Annotated in this window: 21 protein-coding genes and 1 tRNA gene; 11 read left to right on the top strand and 11 right to left on the bottom strand. The window is 71.3% G+C overall.

Annotated features, from left to right (window positions below):
- Positions 1-8: 8 nt before the first annotated feature.
- Entirely contained in the window at positions 9-1844 is a 1836-nt protein-coding gene (locus ACZ6NZ_RS05175; protein ID WP_465855816.1) for a DUF6311 domain-containing protein, read from the bottom strand.
- A gap of 212 nt (positions 1845-2056) precedes the next feature.
- Here ACZ6NZ_RS05175 and ACZ6NZ_RS05170 point away from each other — a divergent pair, with 212 nt between their 5' ends.
- Positions 2057-2767 (top strand): class I SAM-dependent methyltransferase, encoded by a 711-nt coding sequence (locus ACZ6NZ_RS05170; RefSeq protein WP_366610213.1) that lies wholly within the window; start codon positions 2057-2059, stop codon positions 2765-2767.
- Between the two features lie 162 nt (positions 2768-2929).
- Here ACZ6NZ_RS05170 and ACZ6NZ_RS05165 read toward each other — a convergent pair whose 3' ends face one another.
- On the bottom strand, positions 2930-3472 hold the full coding sequence (locus tag ACZ6NZ_RS05165) for a YbhB/YbcL family Raf kinase inhibitor-like protein (RefSeq protein ID WP_465855813.1): 543 nt from the start codon (positions 3470-3472) through the stop codon (positions 2930-2932).
- Positions 3473-3615: 143 nt separating this feature from the next.
- Here ACZ6NZ_RS05165 and ACZ6NZ_RS05160 point away from each other — a divergent pair, with 143 nt between their 5' ends.
- Both ACZ6NZ_RS05160 and ACZ6NZ_RS05155 read left to right on the top strand, forming a co-directional pair.
- Positions 3616-3771 carry a hypothetical protein gene (locus ACZ6NZ_RS05160; RefSeq protein WP_465855811.1) on the top strand — a complete coding sequence of 52 codons (156 nt, stop codon included), beginning with the start codon at positions 3616-3618 and terminating at the stop codon, positions 3769-3771.
- Positions 3772-3822: 51 nt separating this feature from the next.
- The gene (locus ACZ6NZ_RS05155) at positions 3823-5007 is read left to right on the top strand and encodes a low temperature requirement protein A (protein WP_465855809.1); all 1185 of its coding nucleotides are present in this window, start codon (positions 3823-3825) and stop codon (positions 5005-5007) included.
- Positions 5008-5097: 90 nt separating this feature from the next.
- On the opposite strand, the gene ACZ6NZ_RS05150 is transcribed toward ACZ6NZ_RS05155, so the two are convergent.
- Positions 5098-5187, bottom strand: a tRNA-Ser gene (locus tag ACZ6NZ_RS05150).
- A 161-nt stretch (positions 5188-5348) separates the two neighbouring features.
- Here ACZ6NZ_RS05150 and ACZ6NZ_RS05145 point away from each other — a divergent pair.
- The gene (locus ACZ6NZ_RS05145) at positions 5349-6347 is read left to right on the top strand and encodes an NAD(P)H-quinone oxidoreductase (RefSeq protein ID WP_465855807.1); all 999 of its coding nucleotides are present in this window, start codon (positions 5349-5351) and stop codon (positions 6345-6347) included.
- Positions 6348-6426: 79 nt separating this feature from the next.
- Here the strand turns inward: ACZ6NZ_RS05145 and soxR are convergent, their stop codons facing one another.
- Positions 6427-6900: a redox-sensitive transcriptional activator SoxR gene (gene soxR, locus ACZ6NZ_RS05140; RefSeq protein ID WP_366610206.1), complete on the bottom strand. Its 474-nt coding sequence runs from the start codon at positions 6898-6900 to the stop codon at positions 6427-6429.
- Positions 6901-6947: 47 nt separating this feature from the next.
- Between soxR and ACZ6NZ_RS05135 the strand changes: the two genes are divergently transcribed.
- Together ACZ6NZ_RS05135 and ACZ6NZ_RS05130 are read left to right on the top strand one after the other, a co-directional pair.
- Positions 6948-7643, top strand: coding sequence for a transketolase (locus tag ACZ6NZ_RS05135; protein ID WP_465855805.1), 696 nt, complete (start codon positions 6948-6950; stop codon positions 7641-7643).
- 5 nt (positions 7644-7648) lie between these two features.
- Entirely contained in the window at positions 7649-8542 is an 894-nt protein-coding gene (locus tag ACZ6NZ_RS05130; protein ID WP_465855954.1) for a transketolase family protein, read from the top strand.
- Here ACZ6NZ_RS05130 and ACZ6NZ_RS05125 read toward each other — a convergent pair.
- The gene (locus ACZ6NZ_RS05125; protein ID WP_091397575.1) at positions 8528-9235 is read right to left on the bottom strand and encodes a glycosyltransferase family 2 protein; all 708 of its coding nucleotides are present in this window, start codon (positions 9233-9235) and stop codon (positions 8528-8530) included. The two genes, ACZ6NZ_RS05130 and ACZ6NZ_RS05125, sit on opposite strands and share 15 nt — an antisense overlap.
- A gap of 192 nt (positions 9236-9427) precedes the next feature.
- Between ACZ6NZ_RS05125 and ACZ6NZ_RS05120 the strand changes: the two genes are divergently transcribed.
- Positions 9428-11578: a phospholipid carrier-dependent glycosyltransferase gene (locus ACZ6NZ_RS05120; protein WP_465855802.1), complete on the top strand. Its 2151-nt coding sequence runs from the start codon at positions 9428-9430 to the stop codon at positions 11576-11578.
- A gap of 146 nt (positions 11579-11724) precedes the next feature.
- Positions 11725-13326, top strand: coding sequence for a ricin-type beta-trefoil lectin domain protein (locus ACZ6NZ_RS05115; protein WP_465855800.1), 1602 nt, complete (start codon positions 11725-11727; stop codon positions 13324-13326).
- Between the two features lie 40 nt (positions 13327-13366).
- On the opposite strand, the gene ACZ6NZ_RS05110 is transcribed toward ACZ6NZ_RS05115, so the two are convergent.
- The 5 genes from ACZ6NZ_RS05110 to ACZ6NZ_RS05090 all read right to left on the bottom strand — a co-directional run bounded on the left by ACZ6NZ_RS05110 (position 13367) and on the right by ACZ6NZ_RS05090 (position 17877).
- Positions 13367-13966 (bottom strand): hypothetical protein, encoded by a 600-nt coding sequence (locus ACZ6NZ_RS05110; RefSeq protein ID WP_465855798.1) that lies wholly within the window; start codon positions 13964-13966, stop codon positions 13367-13369.
- A gap of 57 nt (positions 13967-14023) precedes the next feature.
- Positions 14024-15487, bottom strand: coding sequence for a sensor histidine kinase (locus ACZ6NZ_RS05105; RefSeq protein ID WP_465855796.1), 1464 nt, complete (start codon positions 15485-15487; stop codon positions 14024-14026).
- Positions 15480-16172: a response regulator transcription factor gene (locus ACZ6NZ_RS05100; protein ID WP_465855794.1), complete on the bottom strand. Its 693-nt coding sequence runs from the start codon at positions 16170-16172 to the stop codon at positions 15480-15482. The genes ACZ6NZ_RS05105 and ACZ6NZ_RS05100 overlap by 8 nt, the downstream gene beginning before the upstream one ends.
- Before the next feature lie 73 nt (positions 16173-16245).
- A complete protein-coding gene (locus tag ACZ6NZ_RS05095; protein ID WP_366610194.1) occupies positions 16246-16752 on the bottom strand; it encodes a hypothetical protein in 507 nt (168 codons plus the stop codon).
- A gap of 111 nt (positions 16753-16863) precedes the next feature.
- Positions 16864-17877, bottom strand: a complete 1014-nt coding sequence (locus tag ACZ6NZ_RS05090; protein ID WP_465855792.1) for a phosphotransferase family protein — start codon at positions 17875-17877, stop codon at positions 16864-16866.
- A 169-nt stretch (positions 17878-18046) separates the two neighbouring features.
- Here ACZ6NZ_RS05090 and ACZ6NZ_RS05085 point away from each other — a divergent pair, with 169 nt between their 5' ends.
- Together ACZ6NZ_RS05085 and ACZ6NZ_RS05080 are read left to right on the top strand one after the other, a co-directional pair.
- Complete coding sequence (locus tag ACZ6NZ_RS05085; RefSeq protein ID WP_366610190.1) at positions 18047-18985, top strand: hypothetical protein; 939 nt, start codon at positions 18047-18049, stop codon at positions 18983-18985.
- Positions 18986-19067: 82 nt separating this feature from the next.
- Entirely contained in the window at positions 19068-19952 is an 885-nt protein-coding gene (locus ACZ6NZ_RS05080; RefSeq protein WP_465855790.1) for a maleylpyruvate isomerase N-terminal domain-containing protein, read from the top strand.
- Between the two features lie 19 nt (positions 19953-19971).
- Here the strand turns inward: ACZ6NZ_RS05080 and ACZ6NZ_RS05075 are convergent, their stop codons facing one another.
- Positions 19972-21144 (bottom strand): thiolase family protein, encoded by a 1173-nt coding sequence (locus ACZ6NZ_RS05075; protein ID WP_357223351.1) that lies wholly within the window; start codon positions 21142-21144, stop codon positions 19972-19974.
- 124 nt (positions 21145-21268) lie between these two features.
- Between ACZ6NZ_RS05075 and ACZ6NZ_RS05070 the strand changes: the two genes are divergently transcribed.
- On the top strand, positions 21269-21751 hold the full coding sequence (locus ACZ6NZ_RS05070; protein ID WP_465855788.1) for a PH domain-containing protein: 483 nt from the start codon (positions 21269-21271) through the stop codon (positions 21749-21751).
- The last annotated feature ends 8 nt before the right edge of the window (positions 21752-21759 follow it).

The following is a 21759-nucleotide window of genomic DNA, read 5'->3' as shown; positions in this document are numbered from 1 at the left end:
GGCCGGTATCAGTCGGTCAACGACCGGACATCCCACACCCACACGCCTCCGGTGAAGACCGGTTGGATCCCGGTCAGCTCGGTCATGCCCCGGCGCAGCGCGGCCTCGTACTCGTGTGGCCCGAGGATGACCACCCCGGCCCGCCAGTAGCGCAGGTCGTCGACCGCTCGGACCCGGCTCTGCGGCGTGATCGGCGGCACCGCACCGGTGCGCCGGATGGTGCTGAAGAAACTGCTGGTCGGTCGGGGAGTCGCACCGAACAACGCGACCTTCGGCGGTTCGGCGTTCGGGCGCGTGTCCGGGCCGAGGAAGTAGCCACGGGCCAACGGCATGTCCAGCCGGGTCGCCGCGGACCAGCGCAGCGGCTCGGCGTAGGTGGTGTCCGGCAGCGGCAGGGTCACCACGCTGCGCCCACCGGCCACGTACGGCCGCCACGCACCACTGGTCACGAAGCTGGGGACCGGGTCGGGGCGGGCCACGGGCAGCGGGGTGGGAACGATCGGCAACAGGGCCATCGTGAGCACGGTGGCGGTGACGAAGCGGACCTGCCCCCTCGCGGCCGGGTGCGCGGCGGCCAACTCGCGGGCACGTTCGGCGCCGTAGGCCAGCAGCAGCCCGATGATCGGGGTGATCGCCAACGCCCAGCGTGTCGGCACCACCGAGTGCAGGATGGGCAGGTTCTCCAGCGCTGCCCAGGGGCCCGGCACACCCGTACCCCGGTTGTCGAAGCGGACCTCCCGCCCCAGCGACAGCACCGCGAAGAGCAACCCGAGCGCGGCCAGCGCGAGCACCACGATCGACCGGCGCAGCCACCAGACCAGGGCGATCACCAGCACCACCAGGGCCCACCCGAAGAAGCTGTTCTCCTCGGTCGGGTTCTTGGCCAGGCCCGCGGCGGTGCGCGCGCTACCGGCCAACGACTCCCGGGAGTACGCGACGAACGAGGCCACGTCGCTGGAGTAGCCGCGGATCAGGCGGGACAGCCCGGAGTACGCGCCCGGTCCGAAGAACTGGACGTACAGGGGGTACGCGAGCAGGAGCCCGGCGATCCCGGCGGCGACGGCCAGCCCGGCGAGGAAGGGCCGAGCCCGCGACCGTAGATCCGCGCGGCCGAGGGCGAGCACGCCGACCACCACGCCGAGCCCGATCGCGGTCATCAGCAGGATTTCCAGGTTGAGGAACGCCTGCCAGACGATGACCAGCGCGAGCAGGATCCCGTTGCGCAGCCAGCGGCCCGGTTCACCGAGTCGGAGCGTGCGCCAAATGATCAACGGGACGACGAACTGCGACACGATGTTCGGGTGCCCATTGGCGTGCGACACCATGGCCGGCGCGAACGCGCAGAAGCCGGCCGCCAGCCACGCCGGCCCCCGGCTGCCGATCAGAACCCGGGAGAGCAGGAAATACCAGGCCGTGGCGGTGGCAATCATGCCGGCGGTGAGAAAGATCAGAAATGACGTTCGCGGCCCGAAGAGCAGGGTGATCGGCGTCATTGGCAATGAAATGGATAATACGGACGTATTGGCCATCAGATTGACGCCATCGGGCACGTTCATCTGATTGGAATGGAACGGATACGCAAAGTGCGTGACTACTCGCGCACCGTGGGCCATCATCCATTCGAACTGCGACTGATCGGACTGGTTGTCCCGCACATCGCTGCCTGGGTCCAGCCAGAGTCGACAGGTGACCCAGAAGCCGAGCACCACGAAGCTCAGCACGGCGGTCAGATCGGCCCGCATCCCCCTACGGGAAGGCCGATCGGCACCCGAAGCCGCCTCCGCCGACGGCGCGGCGGCCGGGCCGCGGTTGCCGCTGGGCACGTCCGGTTCAGGAGTAGTCATGACAATTCATAGGGTAGTCAGCGTATGGCACCGCCGTGACATGTTTCGGGGTACTGCCGTACTATGTGCCGGGTTCGCCGACCGCCGATCACGAACCCACCCCCCGACCACAATTCGGCCACCCCGATGCCTCGATTCTTTCGCCGTCCCAGCGGATGATTGACTCTGTCAGTCCAGGCACGGGTCGAGTTCATATCGTGAGGAATCGACGCATGGCAGAAATCACTGGGGATCAGCGCGTGCAGTCCGAGGTGCTGGAAGGCCTGGCAACCGCTGTCAACCACCGGCGCTGGTTCATCGAACTGGCCGTGCCCTACCTCGGCGACGACCCGATCGAGATCGGCAGCGGTCTCGGTGACTACGCGCTGGAATGGTCCGAGCGGCTGCCACGGTTCACCGCCACCGAGGCCGACCCGGACCGCCTGGTGCAGCTCAAGGAGCGCCTCGCCGACCGTCCGAACGTCGACGTCCGGCAGATGCTGCTGCCGCACAACGACCGGGGCGACTACAGCGCGGCCGTCTCGTACAACGTCCTGGAGCACATCGAGGACCACGTGGGCGCGCTACAGAGCATGCGCGACCTGGTCCGACCCGGCGGCGCCGTGATCATCATCGTGCCCGCGTTCCAGTTCGCGATGGGCCCGGCCGACATCGCCACCGGACACGTCCGCCGCTACACGAAGAAGACGCTCGGGGCGGCCATGACCGCGGCCGGTCTGACGATCGAGAAGATGCACTACGCCAACGCGCTCGGGCTCATCGGCTACTTCATGGCCACCAAGGTCTTCCGGCTGATGCCGAAGGAGGGCCCGATGGTCAAGGTGTACGACACCCTCGTCCTGCCCGCCACCAAGGCCGCCGAACAGCTCGTCCTGCCGCCGTTCGGCCAGTCCGTCTTCGCCGTAGCCCGCGTCCCAGCCTGACCCAGAACCCCCGCCGCACCCCACACCCCGCCCCGCCCGCCCGCCCGGCCCGCCCCGCCCCGCCCCGCGATCTTGCACTTTCTGTCGTCGTCATGCCTGGTGTGTCAGGAATGCCGGGACAGAAAGTGCAAGATCGCGGGAGTTGAGAGGGGCCCGGGTGGGTCAGTCCTTGATTTGGTATGTGGGGCGGATTACTGCTCGGGCGAGGGTGTGGAACGTGAGGTTGAAGCCGACGTAGGCGGGGGTGGCGTCGGGGGTGAGGTCCAGGCGGTCGACGTCGAGGGCGTGCACCGCGAAGACGTACCGGTGCGGGCGGTCGCCGGCCGGCGGAGCCGCCCCGCCGTACCCCTGCTCGCCGTAGTCGTTGCGGACCGAGAACGCCCCACCGAGGTCGGTGCCGGCCGCGCCACCCGCCCCGGTGGGCAACTGGGTGACGTTGACCGGCACGTTCACCAGCACCCAGTGCCAGAAACCGCTGCCCGTCGGCGCGTCCGGGTCGTAGCAGGTCACCGCGAAGCTCTTCGTCTCGGCGGGAAAGTCCGACCAGGCCAGCTGCGGCGAGACGTTGTCACCCCCGGTGCTGCCATGCGCGTGCCGGGCATCCATCGGCTCGCCGTTCTGCACGTCGTCGCTGGTCAGCGTGAACGAGGGCAGCGTCGGCAGCAGCTCGTACGGGTCCGGGGCGATCGGTCGTTCCAGGGTCATGAGGACGCGTCCTTCCGATGTGCGGAGATACCAGCCCCTTCTTACCCCGCCGCGGCCCTCCCGACGACCGGAAGCACGCGCTGACCGACTGTGGTTTCGCAGAGCTACGGTTGAGTTCGGGCAACGTTCCGCAGGGGGACATCGTGGCCGGCATCTGGCGGGACTTCGCGGTAGCCGTCCTCACCGCGTTCCGCCGCCGGGACGAACGAGCCATCACCGACGACCGCCGGCGCGCGGTGGAGCGACTGGCCGAGGAGATGATCCGTCGGGAGCGACGAACCGTCGACCCGCCGGAGTGACCGCGAGGCCGGACGCCGGAACCCTCCGGAACGAACCGACAAGATGATCTGATGTGGCGGATCTTCCGGTCCCGGCCGGTGATCACCGCGGAGACTCACCGACCGACGCTGTTCGAGGTCTTCTTCGACCTGGTGCTCGTCTTCGGGCTCATCCGGGTCACCACGTTCATGAGCGAGCGCCCCTCGTCGGTGACCCTGGTGCAGGGCCTGCTCGTCCTCATGCTGCTGTGGAACTCCTGGCTCGTCTACGCCTGGCTGGGCAACTACGTTCGGCTCGACGTCGGGTTGATCCGGGCCGGCATCGCCGTGGCGATGGCAGCGGTCTTCCTCATCGCGTTGGTCCTCCCCGAAGCCTGGGACACCGGCAGGGGTACGAGGACACCCCGGCTGATCCTGGTGCTGGCGTACCTCGTGGTGCGGTCGACCCAGTTCGCTCTCTTCTACTGGGTGTCGGTGGACGACCCCCGGCGACTCAGAACCGTCCGGCTCTACGCCCTCAGCACAGCGTTGTCCTGGATCCCGCTCGTCCTCGGCGCGGTGTTCGGCGGCACCGCGCAGATCCTGCTCTGGGCGGCGGCGCTCATCATCGACATGGGCGGTGGGGTGCTCGCCCTGCTGGTGGGCGGGTGGCCGGTACGCAGCCCCGGCCACTTCGCGGAGCGGCACGGCCTGGTGGTGATCATCGCTCTCGGAGAGTCCCTGATCTCGGTGGGCGCCGGCGTCGGAACTCAGATGATCCACTGGCCGACCCTGCTGGCCGCGCTGCTCACGCTCACCGTCACCGGGTGCCTGTACTGGTTGTACATTCCCAGCGCGTCGAGCGCCGGGAACGCACTGACGACGGACTCCGGACTGCACCGGGGCTTCGTGGCCGGCAACGCCTACAGCGTCGCCCACCTCCCGCTGCTCGCCGGAACCGTCTACGTGGCGCTCGGGGTCGAAGAGGTGCTCGCCGGCATGGCGCACGGAAAGTCGCACGAAACCCTGCACTGGATCCCGGCTGTCGCGCTGTTCGGCGGAACCGCCCTGTACCTCGCGGGCCGGGCGACGTTCCTGGCACTCAGCGTCCGGTGCGTACGACCCGAGCAGTTTCTCGCCCCCGCTGTGGCGCTGCTGTTACTCCCCGTCGGCCGTTACCTGCCCGGCCTGGCCGCTCTGGGCCTGCTCACCGCGTTCCTGGTGATCCTGCTCAGCTACGAGGCGTGGACCAAGCGCAGTGCCGCCGGGATCGACTGACTCGCGCCAGATCCACTCGACATTCAGGAAATCGTGGCATTCGGGCCGACATAACACCCCGACTTTCTGGAAGTCGGGGTGGATCAAAAATGGCGGAGGGTGTGGGATTCGAACCCACGAAGACATCGCTGCCTTACCGGTTTTCAAGACCAGCGCCATCGGCCACTAGGCGAACCCTCCTTGGCCGTCACCCGTGGGCGTACGGCCACGCATAGTCTGCCACGGCTCGCTCCGGGCGGCCCGGCGTCCCTCCCCGGTGCGCCGGCCAGGCGGTCTGCCGCGTCCATTGTGGGCTGGACGGTGCGCCTGCGGCACCCGGGAAGATCGGGAAGACTGGGCCCATGCGAGCCATCACGATTCCGGAGCCCGGTGGACCTGACGCGCTGGTGTGGGCCGAGGTGCCCGACCCGGAGCCGGGCCCGGACGAGGTGATCGTGGACGTGCGGGCCAGCGGAGTGAACCGTGCTGACCTGCTGCAACGGCAGGGGCACTACCCGCCGCCGCCGGGCGTGCCCGCGTACCCCGGGTTGGAATGCTCTGGGGTGATCACGGAGGTTGGCGCGGACGTCGCCGGGTGGGCGGTCGGGCAGCAGGTCTGTGCGCTGCTGGCCGGCGGCGGGTACGCGGAGCGGGTCGCGGTCCCCGCCGGGCAGTTGCTGCCGGTGCCGGCCTGCGACCCGGTCGACGCGGCGGCGCTGCCCGAGGTGGCCTGCACGGTCTGGTCGAACCTGGTCCGGGTGGCGCGGCTCGGCGCGGGTGACACGCTGCTGGTGCACGGTGGCGGCAGCGGGATCGGCACCTTCGCCGTCCAGTTCGGGGCGGCCCTGGGCGTGACGGTGTTGACCACCGCGCGGGAGGCCAAGCATGCCCGGCTGCGTGAGCTGGGCGCGGCGCACGCCATCGACTACCGCGAGCAGGACTTCGTCGAGGAGGTTCGGCGGATCACCGACGGGCGCGGGGTCGACGTCGTCCTGGACATCATGGGTGGGTCCTACCTGGGGCGGAACGTCTCCGCGCTGGCCACCGGCGGTCGGCTCGTGGTGATCGGAATGCAGGGCGGGCGCAAGGCCGAGTTGGATCTCGGGGCGCTGCTGACCAAGCGGGCCAGCATCGCCGCGACGTCGCTACGGTCCCGTCCGCTCGCCGAGAAGGCGGAGATCGTCCAGGGCGTACGGGACGAGGTGTGGCCGTTGGTCGAGGCGGGCCGGATCCGGCCGATCGTGGACCGGCGGCTGCCGATGACCGAGGCGGCGCAGGCGCACCGGCTCGTCGAGTCGAACGACCACTTCGGCAAGGTGCTGCTCACCCGCCCCGCGGGCGGAGGGTCGGCCGCCAGTTGAGCGAGCCGGCCGGCCCGGCCGTCAGTTGAGCGAGCCGGCCAGGTCGGCCGCCAGCTGAGCGAGCCGTCCGGCCCGGCCGTCAGGTGAGCGAGCCGGCCGGCGTCGGGTCGACGGTCGGTCGGGGCAGCACCAGTCGGGCGCCCGGGCCCTCGCCGGCCAGCGCGTCCTCCGGGTTGTTCAGCGTGCAGCGCTGCAGGGACAGGCAGCCGCAGCCGATGCAGCCGTCCAGGTCGTCGCGGAGCCTGCTGAGCAGCCGGATCCGCTCGTCCAGCCGGCTGCGCCAACTCGCGGACAGCCGCGCCCAGTCCTGCGGGCTCGGCGTGCGGGCCTCCGGGAGCGAGTCGAGTGCCTCCCGGATCTCGTCGAGCGAGACGCCGACCTGCTGGGAGATCCGGATGAAGGCGACCCGCCGCAGCTCGGCGCGGGCGTACCGGCGCTGGTTGCCACCGGTGCGGTCGGCGCGGATCAGCCCGAGCCGCTCGTAGTAGCGCAGCGCCGACGGTGCCACCCCGGAGCGGGCGGACAGCTCACCGATCGTCAATGAATCCGGCATCCCCAGGTCCTTGAGTTGAAGTCCACTTCAACTAACAGAGTAGTGGCATGGCCACCACACTGACCACCGACAGCAGCGCCCGACTGCCGGGGCTGATCCGGCGACTGACCGGCGACGAGAAACACGCGCCGAGTGCGCACTCCACCGTCGACGTGCTCCAGGTGCTCTACGACCGGGTGCTGCGGGTCACCCCCGACAGCGCCGACGACCCGGAGCGGGACCGGTTCCTGCTCTCCAAGGGCCACGGACCGGCCGCCTACTATGCGGTCCTGGCCGCGCACGGCTTCATCCCGGAGGCCTGGCTCGACGACCTGGCCGGGCCGGAGAGCCGGCTCGGCCACCACCCGGACCGGCTCCTGGTGCCCGGGGTCGAGATCGGCTCCGGCTCTCTCGGGCACGGCCTCGGGCTGGCCGTCGGCACCGCGCTCGGCCTGCGAGCCCAGGGGCTGGGCAAACCCCGGGTGTACGTGCTGCTCGGCGACGCCGAACTGGACGAGGGATCCAACCACGAGGCGATCGCGTACGCCGGAGCGACCGGCCTGGACAGGCTCACCGCTGTCGTGGTCGACAACGCGTCGGCCAGCCACGGGTGGGCCGGTGGCATCGCCGGCCGGTTCACCGTCAACGGTTGGACCGCCGACACCGTCGACGGCCGGAATCACGAAGCCCTGTACGCGGCACTGACCGGGCACCGACCACGACACCCACACCTGGTGGTCGCCCGCATCGAGAGCAGGGGATGACCGACATGCGTACCGCCTTCATCGACACCGCCACCGCGCTCCTCGACGAGGATCCGCGTACCGCCCTGGTGCTGGCCGACATCTCGGCGAGCCAGTTCGCCTCCGCCGGTCACCGCCACCCGGACCGGGTGCTCAACGTCGGGATCCGGGAGCAACTGATGATCGGTGTGGCCGGCGGGCTCGCCCTGACCGGGCTGCGTCCGATCGCGCACTCGTACGCGACGTTCCTGGTGGACCGGGCGTACGAGCAGATCAAGTTGGATCTGGACCACCAGGGCGTGGGCGCCGTCCTGGTCAGCATCGGCGCGTCGTACGACGGGTCGGCTGAGGGTCGCACCCATCAGTCGCCCGGAGACGTGGCGCTCTTCGACTCCCTCGGTGACGGCTGGACCGTCCGGGTGCCCGGCCACCCGGACGAGGTGGGGCCGCTGCTGCGCAACGCCGCGACCACCGACGATCCGGTCTACCTGCGGCTCTGCGAGCAGCGCAACACCGAGGCGTACCCGGACGCCACCCGGCTACGGGTGCTTCGGCAGGGCTCGGGGGATGCGCCCCTCGTGGTGGCGGTCGGACCGATGCTCGACCCCACCCTGGCGGCGACCGAGGGAATGGACGTGACAGTGGCGTACACCCACACACCACGGCCGCTCGACACGCCGGGGCTGCGGGCGCTGGCCAACACCGACGTGGTGCTGGTCGAGCCGTACCTGGCGGGAACGTCGAGCGCGCTCGTCAGCCGGGCCCTGGCCGACGTGCCACACCGGCTGCTCGCCCTCGGGGTGGGTCAGACCGACCTGCGACGGTACGGAGATCCGGCCGACCATGCCCGGTGGCACGGGCTGGACGCCGACGGCCTGCGGCGGTCGATCAGCGCGTTCCTGGGGTCAGTTGGCGGCTGAGACGGCGGGGCGGCGGCGAGCGCGCTCGCGCCCGAGGATCCAGATCGCCTCGACGCCGTCCTTCCAGGTGATCTTCTTGCCCTCTTCGCGGCCGCGGGCCCGGTAGCTGATCGGCACCTCGTACGGCCGGATCCGGCGACGCAGCAGCTTGCCGGTCACCTCGGCCTCCATGCCGAAGCCGCGCGAGCGCACCCCGAGCGACCGGTAGAGCGCCACCGGCATCAGCTTGAAGCAGGTCTCCAGGTCGCCGATGTACGAGTTGAACAGCACGTTGGCCGCCATCGTGACGCCCTTGTTGCCCATCACGTACCAGAAGCTGTAGGCGCTGTGGCTGCCGAAGGTGCGATTGCCGTAGACCACAGTGGCCCGGCCGTCGAGCACCGGGTCGAGCAGCTTGGGGATGTCCTGCGGGTCGTACTCCAGGTCGGCGTCGAGGATGACCATGTAGTCACCCTCCGCGCTGTCGACCGCCGTCTTGATGGCGGCACCCTTGCCGGCGTTGCGCTGGTGGGTGATGACCCGAAGGCGCGCGTCGTCGGCGCGACCGAGGACCTCGCCGGTGCCGTCGCGGCTGCCGTCGTCGACGACGACCAACTCGATCTCACACGGATAGTCAACCGCCAATGCCTGCTTGAGGGCATCCGCGATGCGTTCTTCCTCGTTGTAGACCGGCATGAGGATCGAGAGCTTCACGGGGATCTCCACGGTGGCGGCAACACGTCGGCCATAGCCTAACCTGGTTGGTTTGTTAACCGCGTACCGCTACCGCTGGGCAGTCGACGCGGCGGCCTCAGATCAATGGTGTTTACTTCCGCCATGTCGGCTGCCGGCTCCCTGCTCGCGGTGGTTCCTGCCGCCGCGGTGCTTTTGCTCATCGTCGCGGCGATGCCACGAGAGGCTGGCGCGGTGGCACCGCTGCGGCTCGCCGTGGTGCGCGCCGTCCTGCTCAGCGGGGCGTACGCGGTGCTCGTCGTCGAGGTGCTCGGCGCGTCGCACGCGCTGACCCGAGGCGCGTTCACAGTCGCCTGGCTGCTTCTGCTGGTCGCCGCCGCGGTGGCGGCCGGTCTGCGCTGGCGACGGGCGACCCGCCCCGGGCAGCCGTCCGCCGCCACACCGGTGCCGGTCAGCGCTGCGCCGGCAGTCAGCACCGCACCGCAGCCGGTGGCGGTCGGCGCGGTGGTGCCCGGTGGCGGACCCGACGTGTCCGCCCCGGCCGCCGAGCGCGGTGAGCCCGACTCCACGCCGATCCGGGCCGCTCGGGGGTTCGCTGACCTTCGTGCCGCGGCGGTCGACGCGTGGCGTACGGCCCGGCCGGGTGAGCGGCTCCTCGCCGGCACGGTCGGCGGGCTGGTCCTGCTGGAGCTGCTGGTCGCGCTGCTGGCCGAGCCGAACAACTTCGACTCGCAGACGTACCACCTGCCGAAGGTGGAGCACTGGGTGGCCCAGGGTGACCTGGACTTCTGGCCCACCGCCATCCACCGGCAGGTGACCATTCCGCCCGGAGCCGAGTACCTGCTGCTGCACCTGCGCCTGCTCACCGGCGGGGACCACCTGCACAACCTGGTGCAGTGGGCGGCCGGCGTGGTCTGTCTCCTGGTGGCCGCACGGATCACCGCGCAGCTCGGCGGTGGCCGGCGGGCCCAGTTGCTCACCGCGTTCGTGCTGGCGACCACGCCGATGGTCGTGCTCCAGGCGACCAGCACGCAGACCGACCTGATCTGCGCGGCGTGGGTGGCCTGCGCGGCGACCCTGACGCTGGACGGGCTGAGTCGACGGACCGGCTGGGGCACGATGCTCGGGCTGGGGGCGGCCACCGGGTTGACCGCGGTGACCAAGACCAGCGGCCTGATCGCGGTCGGTCCGCTGCTGGTGCTCTGGGGGCTGGCCCAGTTGAGGTTGGCCTGGGCCGACCGATCGGCACCGGCCGGGCCGTCAGTGCCCGGCGGAGGTCGGCGGGCCTGGCCGGTCGGCGGGCTGGCCCGCACCGTCGGCGGTTCGGTGCTGATCCTGGTGGTCGCTGCCGTGGTGGTCGGCCCGTTCCTGGCCCGGGTGACCGCCGAGTTCGGGCACCCGCTGGGGCCGCCCCGGCTGCGCGAGTCCATCCCCATGGAGCGGCACGACCCGGCGTCGGTGGCGGTCAACGCGCTGCGGATCGGGCACACCGCGTTCGACACGCCGCTGGCACCGCTGCGGCGGGCCGGGGCCGAGGTGATCATCAGCGGCGCCGAGGCGATCGGGGTGGACCCGCAGGACCGCGCCATCACCTTCGGGCGGGAGCTGTTCCCGGAGCCGGCCTGGTATCCGGACGAGGACCGGGTGGCGTTCCCGCTGGCCGGGGCGTTGGCACTGATCGGTGCGGTGATCGCGCTCGCCCGACCACGGCGGATCACTCCCGAGCGGGCCGGGTCGCTGCGGGCGTACGCCGTGGTGGTGCTGACCGCCGTGCTGCTGCACACCGCGATGATCAAGTGGCAGCCGTGGGGCAACCGGCTGCTGCTCTACGCCGTCGTGCTCGCCACGCCCCTCGCCGGCCTCTGGCTGGACGCACTCCTGCGCAACCGCGCGGGTGGGCGTCGAACGATTGCCACCGTGGCGGCCGTCACCGTGCTGGCCACCTCGGCGCTGGCCGGAGTGCTCGCACTGTCGTACGGCTTCCCGCGTCGGCTGGTCGGTTCCGGCTCGGTGTTCACCACCTCGGACTGGGACACCCGGTTCCTGCGCCGCCCCCAGTGGGCCGACGAGTTCCGCTGGGCGGCGACAGCGGTCCAGGACAGTGGTGCGCGACGGATCGGGCTGGTGCAGCAGAACGACAACTGGGAGTACCCGTGGTGGCTGCTGCTGCGGCAGCCCGACGGCGGCTCACCGGACCTGGTGGCGTTGCAGTCGGTGTTGCCGGAACGACCGCCGGCCGATCCCGCCTCGGTCGACGCGATCGTCTGCACCGGCAACCAGGCGGCCTGCGCCAAACTCGTCCCGGCCGGCTGGCGGCTGGAGTTCCGCGGCTATGTCGGCTACGCCCTGCCGCCGGGCCGCTAGAGCCGCCGTGGGGGGCGGATAGTCCGATCCGGGCGGTTCTGCATTCCGCGCGCAAGGATCTGAGGCGCATTCACATCTGTTGATCCGCACGTTACCGTCTGGTAACTCAATCGACGTCCCGCGATTGAGCCGAAAGGAGTGCGTCGATGCCTGCAATCCCCGCCAGGCCCGAACGCGCGACCCGACGACGGGCCATCACCGTCGCCGTCGCCGTCGCCGCTCTCGTCCTACCGATGCTCGCCGGACCGGCCACCCCCGCCACCGCCGCCGACCGACCAACCGTCCAACCGCTGCCCGCCAACCTCGAAGCCATCCGGGCCGCCGAAGCGACCGCCCTCTACGGCAGCCCCGCGATCCGCCCGATCGAACAACGGCGTACCGCGCTGATCACCATGGGTGACAGCGAAATCTCCGGTGAGGGGGTCGGCAACTACGTCCCCGGCACCCACCAGGACGGCAACTGGTGCGACCGCTCGTACGACCAGGCGGTCTTCCGCACCGGCATCACGTCGGACGCGCAGTACAACATCGCCTGCTCCGGTGCCACCCCCTGGAACCTCATCGCCGGCGGCCCGACCCAGCACAACGAGCTGAACCAGGGCGACCACCTGGGCATCAAGGCGCGCAACACGCACGTGAAGCTGATCTGGGTGGTGGTCGGCGCGAACGGTGACGGCACCATCCAGTTCGGTCCGGTCGCCACCGACTGCGCAGTCCGCCGGGTCTTCTTCCAGGGCGCCTGCTACCCCACCTACACCGACCAGTGGACGATCCGCACCGACGGCAGCCGGCGGGCGGTGGAGTCGGCGCTGACCGACATCCGGCAGACCATGACCAACGCCGGCTACCTGCGGTCGGACTACGAACTGGTGCTGATGTCGTACCCGAGCCCCGGCAGCCCCGACGTGGAGGACAACCCCAACTTCCCCGGCTGGTACTCCGGCGGTTGTCTGCTCTACCTGGCCGACGCGGCGTTCGCCCGGAACAAGGCGGTGCCGATGTTCGAGTCGGCGCTGCGCTCGGCCGCCGCGAACACCGGAACCCGCTACCTCGACGCCAGCCGGCTCTTCCACGGGCACGAGGTGTGCACCGACAACACCTCGGTGCGCGGCCTCTTCATCGAGGTCGGCATCTGGAACGAGAACGCGGCCCGACAGTCGTTCCACCCCAACGCCCGTGGGCACGGCATGTTCGCCCAGTGCATCACCCAGTTCTGGAACTCCGGGCAGACCCGGGCGAGCTGCGTCGACCCGGCCAGCACCGGCGGTGGCGTGCTCTACCCGGGCCTGCTGGAGTTCAAGCAACTACGCAACCTGGCCACCGGCACCTGCGTCGACGGCAAGGGGTACGACTCCCGCAACGGCACCGCGCAGCAGCCGTACTCCTGCCACGGTGGGCGCAACCAGGGCTTCTGGTACGACCCGGCGCGGCGGTCGTTGCACTCGGAGCTGTCCCACGACCGTTGCCTGGACGTCGCCAGCAGCTCGATGACAGCCGGCACCGCGGTCAACATCTACGACTGCAACGGCACCGGCGCGCAGCAGTTCGTCTTCTCCGGCAACCAGATCAGGCCGGCCGCCGCCAGCAACCTGTGCGTGGCGTTCGACAACCCGTTGCTGGGCAGCTCGCGCCTGCGGTTGGTGAACTGCGGAAGCAGCACCCGACAGCAGTGGTCGTTCGAGGCCCGTACCGCCGCCAACCCGGTCGGCTACGGTCACGACGACTTCATCGGCTCCCGCGTCTACTGAGCAGGGTCAGGGGCCCTGGCGTCGGCCAGGGCCCCTTCGCTCACTTGACGCGGGGAACGAGGACGAGCCGGGCCACGCCCTTGTCGCCGTCCTTCGCGCCGGCTACCCCGAGCGTCGCGCCGACCTTCACCTCGCTCGGCTGCACCGCGGCCCGCCGCTCGACCACCCGCAGGTCGTCGCCGAAGGTCCAGGTCATCGTGAAGCCGTCGGTGGACTTGACGGTCATCGAGTCGCCGTCGATCGCTGTCACCTCGCCGCGCTGCACGGCGACGGTCTGCGTACCGCCGTCCTTCGTCTTCACCACCGCCTCACCGTGCAGGGTGTTCTTACGCAGCAGCACGCGGGCCTGGCGGCGCTTGCGCCACTCCTCGCCGCGCTTGTCCCGGGCCTTTTCCTTGGCGGTGCGGGACGCGTCCGGCGTCGGCGTGGCCGGAGCGGCGACGGTCCGCACGTCCAGGTCGTCGGCGTCGAAGCCCATCGCGGTCAGCGCCTGACCCTCGACTCCCATGGCGGCGGCGACGTCGACGGCGACATCCCGGGCGGGCTGGCTGGCCACCTCGGCCGCGCCGCAGCCGCTGACGCCGAGCGCGACCGCCGTGAGCAGTGCCGTGGTGCCGGTGGCGATACCCCAACGTGGCATGACTCTCCCCCTCTGTCAGTGGAGCCCCCAGCCTCGCCGGGAAGGACGAGGGGAGCGTCAGGCCGACGTTCGGGTCAGGTAAGGATCGCCGGGCAGCCGGACGGTGAAGGCGGCACCGCCCTCCGGCGCGTGCCCGGCGGCGATCTCCCCGCCCAACCGGCGGACCAGCCCGGCGGCCAGCGCCAACCCCAGCCCGCTGCCCACCTTGCGCACCCCCCGGTAACGCTCGTGCAGCGCACCGCGTTCGAAGGCCACCGCCAGGTCGTCGTCGGTGAACCCGGGCCCGCCGTCGCGGATCTCCAACACGCCGCCGTGCGCCGGGTCCGCGCCGGCCGGCCGGACCGCGAGCACCACCGGCGACCCCGGGGGTACGACCCGCAGCGCGTTCTCCAGCAGCCCGTCCAGGACCTGCCGGATCCTCCCCGGATCGGTGTACGCGGGCACCGGCTGACCGGGCGTCTCCACCCGCAACGGCACCCCCACCGCCGCGCACCGACCGGACCAGGTCGGCTCCGCGTCCAGGGCCAGCCGGGTCAGGTCCACCGGCACCGGTTCCAGGGGAAAGTCGGCGGCCTCCAGCCGGGCCAGTGCCAACAGGTCGCCGATCAGCCGGTCCAGGTGCTGGGCCTCGGCCAGCATCGTCCGACCGGTGTCCACCGTGTCGTCGGCGCCGAGCACCCCGTCGGCGAGCGCCTCGGCGTACCCCCGGATCGCGGTCAGCGGGGTGCGCAGCTCGTGCGAGACGGAGAGCAGGAACTCCCGCTGCCGCCCCTCGCTGGTGGCCAGCGCGGCAGCCAGACCGTTCAACGCCTCGGCCAGGTCGGCGACCTCGTCCGGCGACTCGACCGGCACCCGGACGGCCCGGTCCCCGGCGCGCAGCCGGGCGGCGGCGGTGGCCGCGACCCGGATCGGCCGGGCCAGCCGGCGGGCCAGCAGCAGTCCGGCAACCACACCGGCGGTCAACCCGGCCAGCAGCGGCAACCAGAGACTGAGCAGCACCCGGGCCCACAGCCCGTTGGCCAGCGGACGGGAGAGCACCACCCCGTTGCCGCCGGGCAGGGCCCGACCCTCGACCAGGGCCCGCTCACCGTTGACGGAGCGGCGGGCCGACACGTTGCGGCCCTGCCCGATCCGCTGCACCACCCGGGGTGGCAGACCCGCCCGGTCGGCCGCACCACGGCGGATCAGGTACGCGTCGATGTCCTGGTCGCGCAGTTGTTGGATGAGCCGTTCCTCGTCGGCGCTGCGACCCCGGTCGAGGCGGGTCCGCAGCACCTCGGCGGCGAGTCGGGCCTGGGCGGCGAGCGCCTCCTGCTCACCGCGCTCCGCGCCCCGGATCGCCAACGGCACCGCGACGATGGCGGTGACCAGCACCGACACCAGCGCCACCGCGCAGGTGACGAGCACCGCGCGGGCGGTCAGCGTACGGCCGGGTCGGCTTCGTCGGGTTGCGGTGGGTGGGGCGCCGACCACCGGCAGGGCCATGGTCGGCGACCCGACGCGCCCGGGGTGGTCAGACATCTACCGCGTACCCGACGCCGCGATGGGTCCGGATCACGCTCGCCGGGCCGAGCTTCGCCCGCACCTGGGCGACGTGCACGTCCACCGTCCGGGTGCCGGCGTGCGCCGCGTAGCCCCAGACCCCGGCCAGCAACTCCTCCCGGGTGAAGACCCGGCCGGGCCGGGCCATCAGGTGGGCCAGCAGGTCGAACTCGGTGGAGGTGAGCTGCACCGGGGCACCGGCGGCGAGGACCGTACGGCGGGCCGGGTCGAGGGTCACCGGGCCGACGACCCGTGGGCGGTCCGCGCCCTCGGGGCCGCCGGCGGATCGGCGCAGCACCGCGCGGACCCGGGCAACCAGTTCCCGAGGGCTGAACGGCTTGGTGACGTAGTCGTCGGCACCCAACTCGAGGCCGACGATCCGGTCCACCTCGTCGTCGCGGGCGGTGAGGAAGATGACCGGGGTCCAGTCGCCGGCCTCGCGGAGCCGGCGGCAGATCTCGGTGCCCGGCAGACCCGGCAGCGCGATGTCCAGGACGCAGGCCACCGGGCGCATCCGGCGAGCCGCGCTCAGACCGGCCTCACCGTCACGTTCCAGGTGAACGCCGAAGCCGTCCCGGGTCAGGTAGAGCCGGACCAGGTCGGCGATGGCCGGCTCGTCCTCCACGACGAGGACGAGCCCGCGATGCGGTGGTTCGACGGTCACCGGCCCATGATTGCCGACTGCGCAGCCTCGGCGCGATCGGTCTGTGTTCGAGTTCGGTAAAGGCGGGGTCAGCTCACCAGGACGGAGCGAACAACCCGGGCCGAGTGGCGGCCGGCGCGTCACCGATGCTGGCGACGACCCGCGCGCCCGGCGGCCGCAGGCGGGTCCGGAACGCCTGGTTGAGCAACGCGTCGAGCTGCCAGACCTGCTTCGGGTGACTGGTCCGGATCAGGAACCGCTCACGGATCCCGTCGATCGCGGTGGCCGCCATCTCGACCGACTGCAGCCGCGGGTCCGGGCTCCAGGTGACATTGCTCAACTCGCGCAGCTCGGTGTTGAGGTGCAGGCGCAGTCGGTGCAGGAGGCGGGTCTGCTGGGTCACCACCAGGCGGCGGTGCGTGAGTAACAACAGGTAGTCGCCGGTGACCGGGCGGTCGGGGCGGCTGCAACGGGTGACCAGGATGGTGGCGTCCCCGGAGCCGACGCAGCGCCGGAAGACCGGCATGTGCCGGCTCACCGTCTGCACGGCCAGGCCAGCCTCAGCGGCGGCCGGGAGGAACGTTCGGGAGAAGACGTCCATGACCTGCCCAACGACGTCCCCAGCAGGGTGACGTGGGTCACCCGGGATTTTTGGAAGTTCCACGCCGCCTGTCGCACTGCCTGTCCGACTTCCGACTCGGACGGATCATGGTCAGGGGTTCGGCTGAAGTGGGCTGGCGGCGAACAGCTCCTCCAGCCAGCCCGGGACCGCGTCGGCGTACTCGGCGCGGGACTCCTCGGCGGTGTCCAGGGCCCGACGCCAGGACAGCGACCGGCTCACCGGCCCCAGGCCGATCGCGAGGTCGGCGGCCTCCACGAGGGTCCGCCGGTCGTACCGGTCGGTCCACACCTCCAGGTACGCGTCGCGCAACCGCACCAGCTGGGCGTCGGCGGCGGCGAGCTTCGCGGCGTGCCCGACGGAGCGCAGGGTCACCAGCAGCGTGCCGAACGGGTGCGCCACGGAGGCGTCGCCCCAGTCGAAGTAGCGGTACCCGGCCGCGCCGGCGAAGATGTTGCCGTCGTGCAGGTCGTCGTGTTGCACGGTCACCGGGATGCCGAAGTCGGCGAGCCGACGACACCGCCGCGCGTACGCCGGCAGCTCGGCCCGCAGCCGCTCGTGCACCTCGGGACCGAGCCCACCCTCGGCGCCGATCAGCAGCGCCTCGTGATCGTCGAGCAGCTCGGCGAAGAGACCGGCCAGCACCTCCGGCCGCTGATCCGGCACGCCCAGGGCGACCAGCTCGTCGGCGCGCGACGCGCTCGCCAGCTGCAGCGCCGCGTACCCGGGCAGCGCCCGCTCCCAGTGCGTCAGGTCGGGGTCGCGCGCCAGCACGTCGCGCAGCGACTCGCCGCCGTCGGGCAGCAGCGACCAGCCCTGCGCCGGGTCCACCGCGATCGGCGTCAGCACCCGGTCGGGCGTCAACTCGGCGAGCGCCGCGATCAGGACGGCCTCGTGCACGGTGCCCGGGTTGTTGGCCTTGAACCACACCGGGCCGTCGTCGGTGGGCACCCGCCACACCAGCGACCACGGCCGCAGCCTCGGCTCCACCAGCCCGGTCACCCGTCGGCCGGCCTGGCTGAGCTGCGCGTCGACCCAGGACCGGGCCCGCACCTGCCACTGCTCGCTGGACCAGTCGGGGGCACGCTCACCGGCGATCGTCGTCACGCTGGGCACCCTAGGCCGTCCGCCCGACGTTGGGGAGCGCTTTTCCGGCCGGCACGTCCCGGCGTTCCAGCGAAGGCCGATTGCGCACTCTGCGAGATGCGAAGAGGCAACCCTGAGCGACATCATCGCTGCGCATAGTCACGCGCGAATCGGCCCGGGGAGTAGAGCTATGACGGAAACGCGCACCACAGGCACCCGAGACTTCGCGGGTCCCCTCGTCGCCGAGCGTCCACAGCGCAACGGCGTCATCATCGCGGCGAGCGTGGCGGCCGGAATCCTGCTGGCCGTGCTCTGGTCCTACGAGTTCGTCGACTCGGTCATCGGTGACAGTGTCGCCAGCGGGCTCCTCGGTCATGACGCGAAGGCGACGGCGATCTCCGGTACCGCCGCCGGCCTGGTGTTCGCGTTCGTGTCGGGCCTCGCCGGCACCTTCACCGCCTGCAACATCGCGATGCTCGCGTCCATCGGGCCGCTCGGCGCGGCAAGCGGTGGCAACGGCGACCGGCTCCGGCTGCTGTTGCGGCCGGTCGGCTACCTCACCCTGGGCATGGTCGCCGTCGCCGCGGTGTACGGGTTCGTCGGAGTCCTCCTGGGCGACCGGCTCCCCCAGCTGTCCACCGAGACCGCCGGTGGGGTGCCGGTACGCATCATCCAGTCGTCAGTGGTGTTCGGCGTCATCGGACTGGCCCTCATCTACCTCGGGCTGGCCGCGATCGGGACGGTGCGGGACGTGTTCGCCGACCGACCGGTCGCGCGGGTGATCACTCTCGGCGCGCTCATCGGCGGCTTCCTCATCGGCCGGCCGTACCCGCTGTTCAACAAGTTGTTCCACTGGGCGGTCGACAGCGGCAACCCGCTGTACGGCTCGGCCGCGTTCGTCCTGCAGTCGCTCGGCAACATCGTCGTGGTCACCGCGCTGTTCGCACTGCTGATCATGCTCAGCCGCGGCCGGTTCATCAGCTGGCTCGCCGCCGACGTGAGGCGCAGCATGGTGCTCAGCGGCGCCCTGCTAATCGCCCTCGGGGTCTTCACAGTCGTGTACTGGGACGTCCGGGTGCCCTCGATCTTCGGCTTCGGCTGGTTCCCCACCATGTTCTACAACCACTGATGCCGATGCGGGCCGGCCGCCCTCGGCGAACACGGCACGTACGAAGATGCTCCGGCACGTGAGATCCCCCGATGCTGTTCGGGTGACTGGCGCGGCAGACCCGGACCGGTGGAGCGTGGCCAACACGGCGCTGCGAACGGCAGCCGACCGGTTCACCGACCTGGTGTCCGCCGCGCCCTCGCCCGGTGTGATGGCGACCGCCGACTGGACAGTGGCCGACACGCTGGCACACGTGGTGTCGATCGCGATGTTGTACGTGTCGAGACTGGAGGGCACCGAGGTGCCCATCCGGGTGCCCGGGCTGGAGGACCTGCTCGCCACCACGAACGTGGACACGGTTGCCGACGCCAATGCCCACGTGCTCGCCCACTTCACCGAACGCGACCCGCAGGTGCTGCTGACGCAGCTCGACACCATGATCAACCGCATCCTGGCGACGTCGGCTGATCCGCGATCGACGGTGAGTTGGTTGGGCAACGCGCGGGTGACGGTCGGCGGCCTGTTCGCCCATCTCATCAACGAGCTGCTGGTGCACGGCTGGGACATCGCCCGGGCGCTCCGCCGGCCGTGGCCGATGCCGGACGAGCACGCCGCGCTCTACTGGGACCTGTTCATGTTCGACATGCTGCGCGACACGTACGGGGTGCTGCTCAACACCGACCTGCCGACGCCCCGGCACGATGTGTCGGTGCAGTTCCGCTCACGGTACGTACCGACGACGACGCTGACGCTGGGCGACCGCCGGGTGTGGATCGCGCCGCCCGACGCCCCGTTCGACGCGAGCGTGACGTTCCGCCCCGCCCGGTTCAACCTGATGATGTTCGGCCGGATCAGCATCGCGCAGGCGGTGCTGAGGCGCGACGTCGTCGTCGGGGGGCCGAGGCCGTGGCGACTGCCCGCGTTCCTCCGGGTGGTGCACATGCCCAACGGCCGGCTCGCGCCCCCACCCGCATCCCGGCGCAGATGACCGGCGGGTGGCGGTGCCCTCAGACCAGCTCGACGATCGTGGCGTTGGCCATGCCACCGCCCTCGCACATGGTCTGAAGGCCGTAGCGGATGCCGTTGTCCCGCATGTGCTGGAGCATGGTCGTCATGATCCGGGCACCGGAGCCGCCGAGCGGGTGACCGAGGGCGATCGCCCCGCCGCGCGGGTTGAGCCGCTCCGGGTCCGCCTCGGTCTCCGCCAGCCAGGCCAGCGGCACCGGGGCGAACGCCTCGTTCACCTCGTACACGCCGATCTCCTCGATGCCCAGCCCCGCGCGGCGCAGCGCCTTCGCGGTGGCCGGGATGGGCGCGGTGAGCATGGTGACCGGGTCGTCGGCGGCGACCACGGCGGTGTGGATCCGGGCCAACGGGCGCAGGCCGTGTCGGCTGGCCCAGTCGGAGGTGGTCACCGCTAGGGCCGCGGCGCCGTCGGAGATCTGGGACGCGGAACCGGCGGTCACCACGCCGTCGGCGCGGAACGGGGTGGCCAGTTCACCCAGCTTCTCCAGGGAGGTCTCCCGGCGGATGCCCTCGTCGGCGGCGAACTTGCCGCCGTCGGCGAGCGGCACCGGGGTCAGCTCCGGGTCGAACGCGCCGGCGTCCTGCGCGGCTGCCGCCTTCTCGTGGCTGGCCAGCGCGAACTCGTCCAGTTGGGTGCGCGAGAGACGCCACCGTTGGGCGATCAGCTCGGCCCCGACGCCCTGGTTGAACGGCAGCGGCGCGTCGTCGGCGAAGCCCTCGACGCCCCGGTAACGGGCGCGCAGCTGGTCGCTGAACGGCATGCCGCCGGCCACACTGGAGCCCATCGGCACCCGGGTCATCGACTCGACGCCGCCGGCGACCACCAGGTCGGCCTGACCGGAGAGCACGGTCGCGGCGGCGAAGTGCAGGGCCTGCTGGCTGGAGCCGCACTGCCGGTCGAGCGTCGTGCCGGGGACCGTCTCGGGCCAGCCGGCGGCGAGCACCCCGTTGCGGGCGATGTTCCACGACTGCTCGCCGACCTGGGACACGCAGCCCCAGAAGACATCGTCGACCTGGGCCGGGTCGAGCCCGGTGCGCTCGGCGAGGGCGCGCAGCACGTGCGCCGAGAGGTCGACCGGGTGGACGCCGGCGAGGCTGCCCTTGCGCCGGCCGACCGGGGTACGTACCGCGCCGACGATGACCGCGTCACTCATGTTTACTCCCCGGTAACTTGGGCTGCCCCGATCCTACGTCGTCCATCGACCTCCCCGCGTCGATCATGGACTTGTGGTGGGCAGAAGATCCCGCTTCACACCATATGAGGGGCACCACAACTGCATGATCGACGCGTGCGGGGGCGGCGATCCGGCTCATCGCTGGCATGCTGGGCGGGTGACTCAGACCTCCCCGGCCCGGCAGTGGCGAGTGCCGGCGAGCCTGCCGGCGGCGAAGCTGGCCGGTGCGGTTCTGCTGATCGCGCTCGGGCTGCTCTTCGCCGACGGCGACCCGGTCCGGCTGGCACTGGCCGTCCTGGCCGCCGCCGCGCTGGCCGGCTGGGCGGTACGTGACCTGGTCGCACCGGTCCGACTGACGGTGGACCCGGCCGGGCTCACCGTCATCCACGGCTTCGCCGGCCGGCGGCTGCTGCCCTGGTCGACCGTCGAGGCGATCGCCGTCGACCGGCGGCCCCGGCTCGGGCTGACCAGCGAAACCCTGGAGATCGACGCGGGCAACTCGCTGCATCTGTTCGGTCGGTACGACCTGGGGGCCACCCCGGAAGAGGTGGCCACCGCACTGCGCGCCGCCCGCCCGGTCAGGTGAGCAGTGCG

The sequence above is a fragment of the Micromonospora sp. NPDC047756 genome (assembly GCF_055587245.1).
This window is presented reverse-complemented; position numbering and strand designations above follow the sequence as displayed.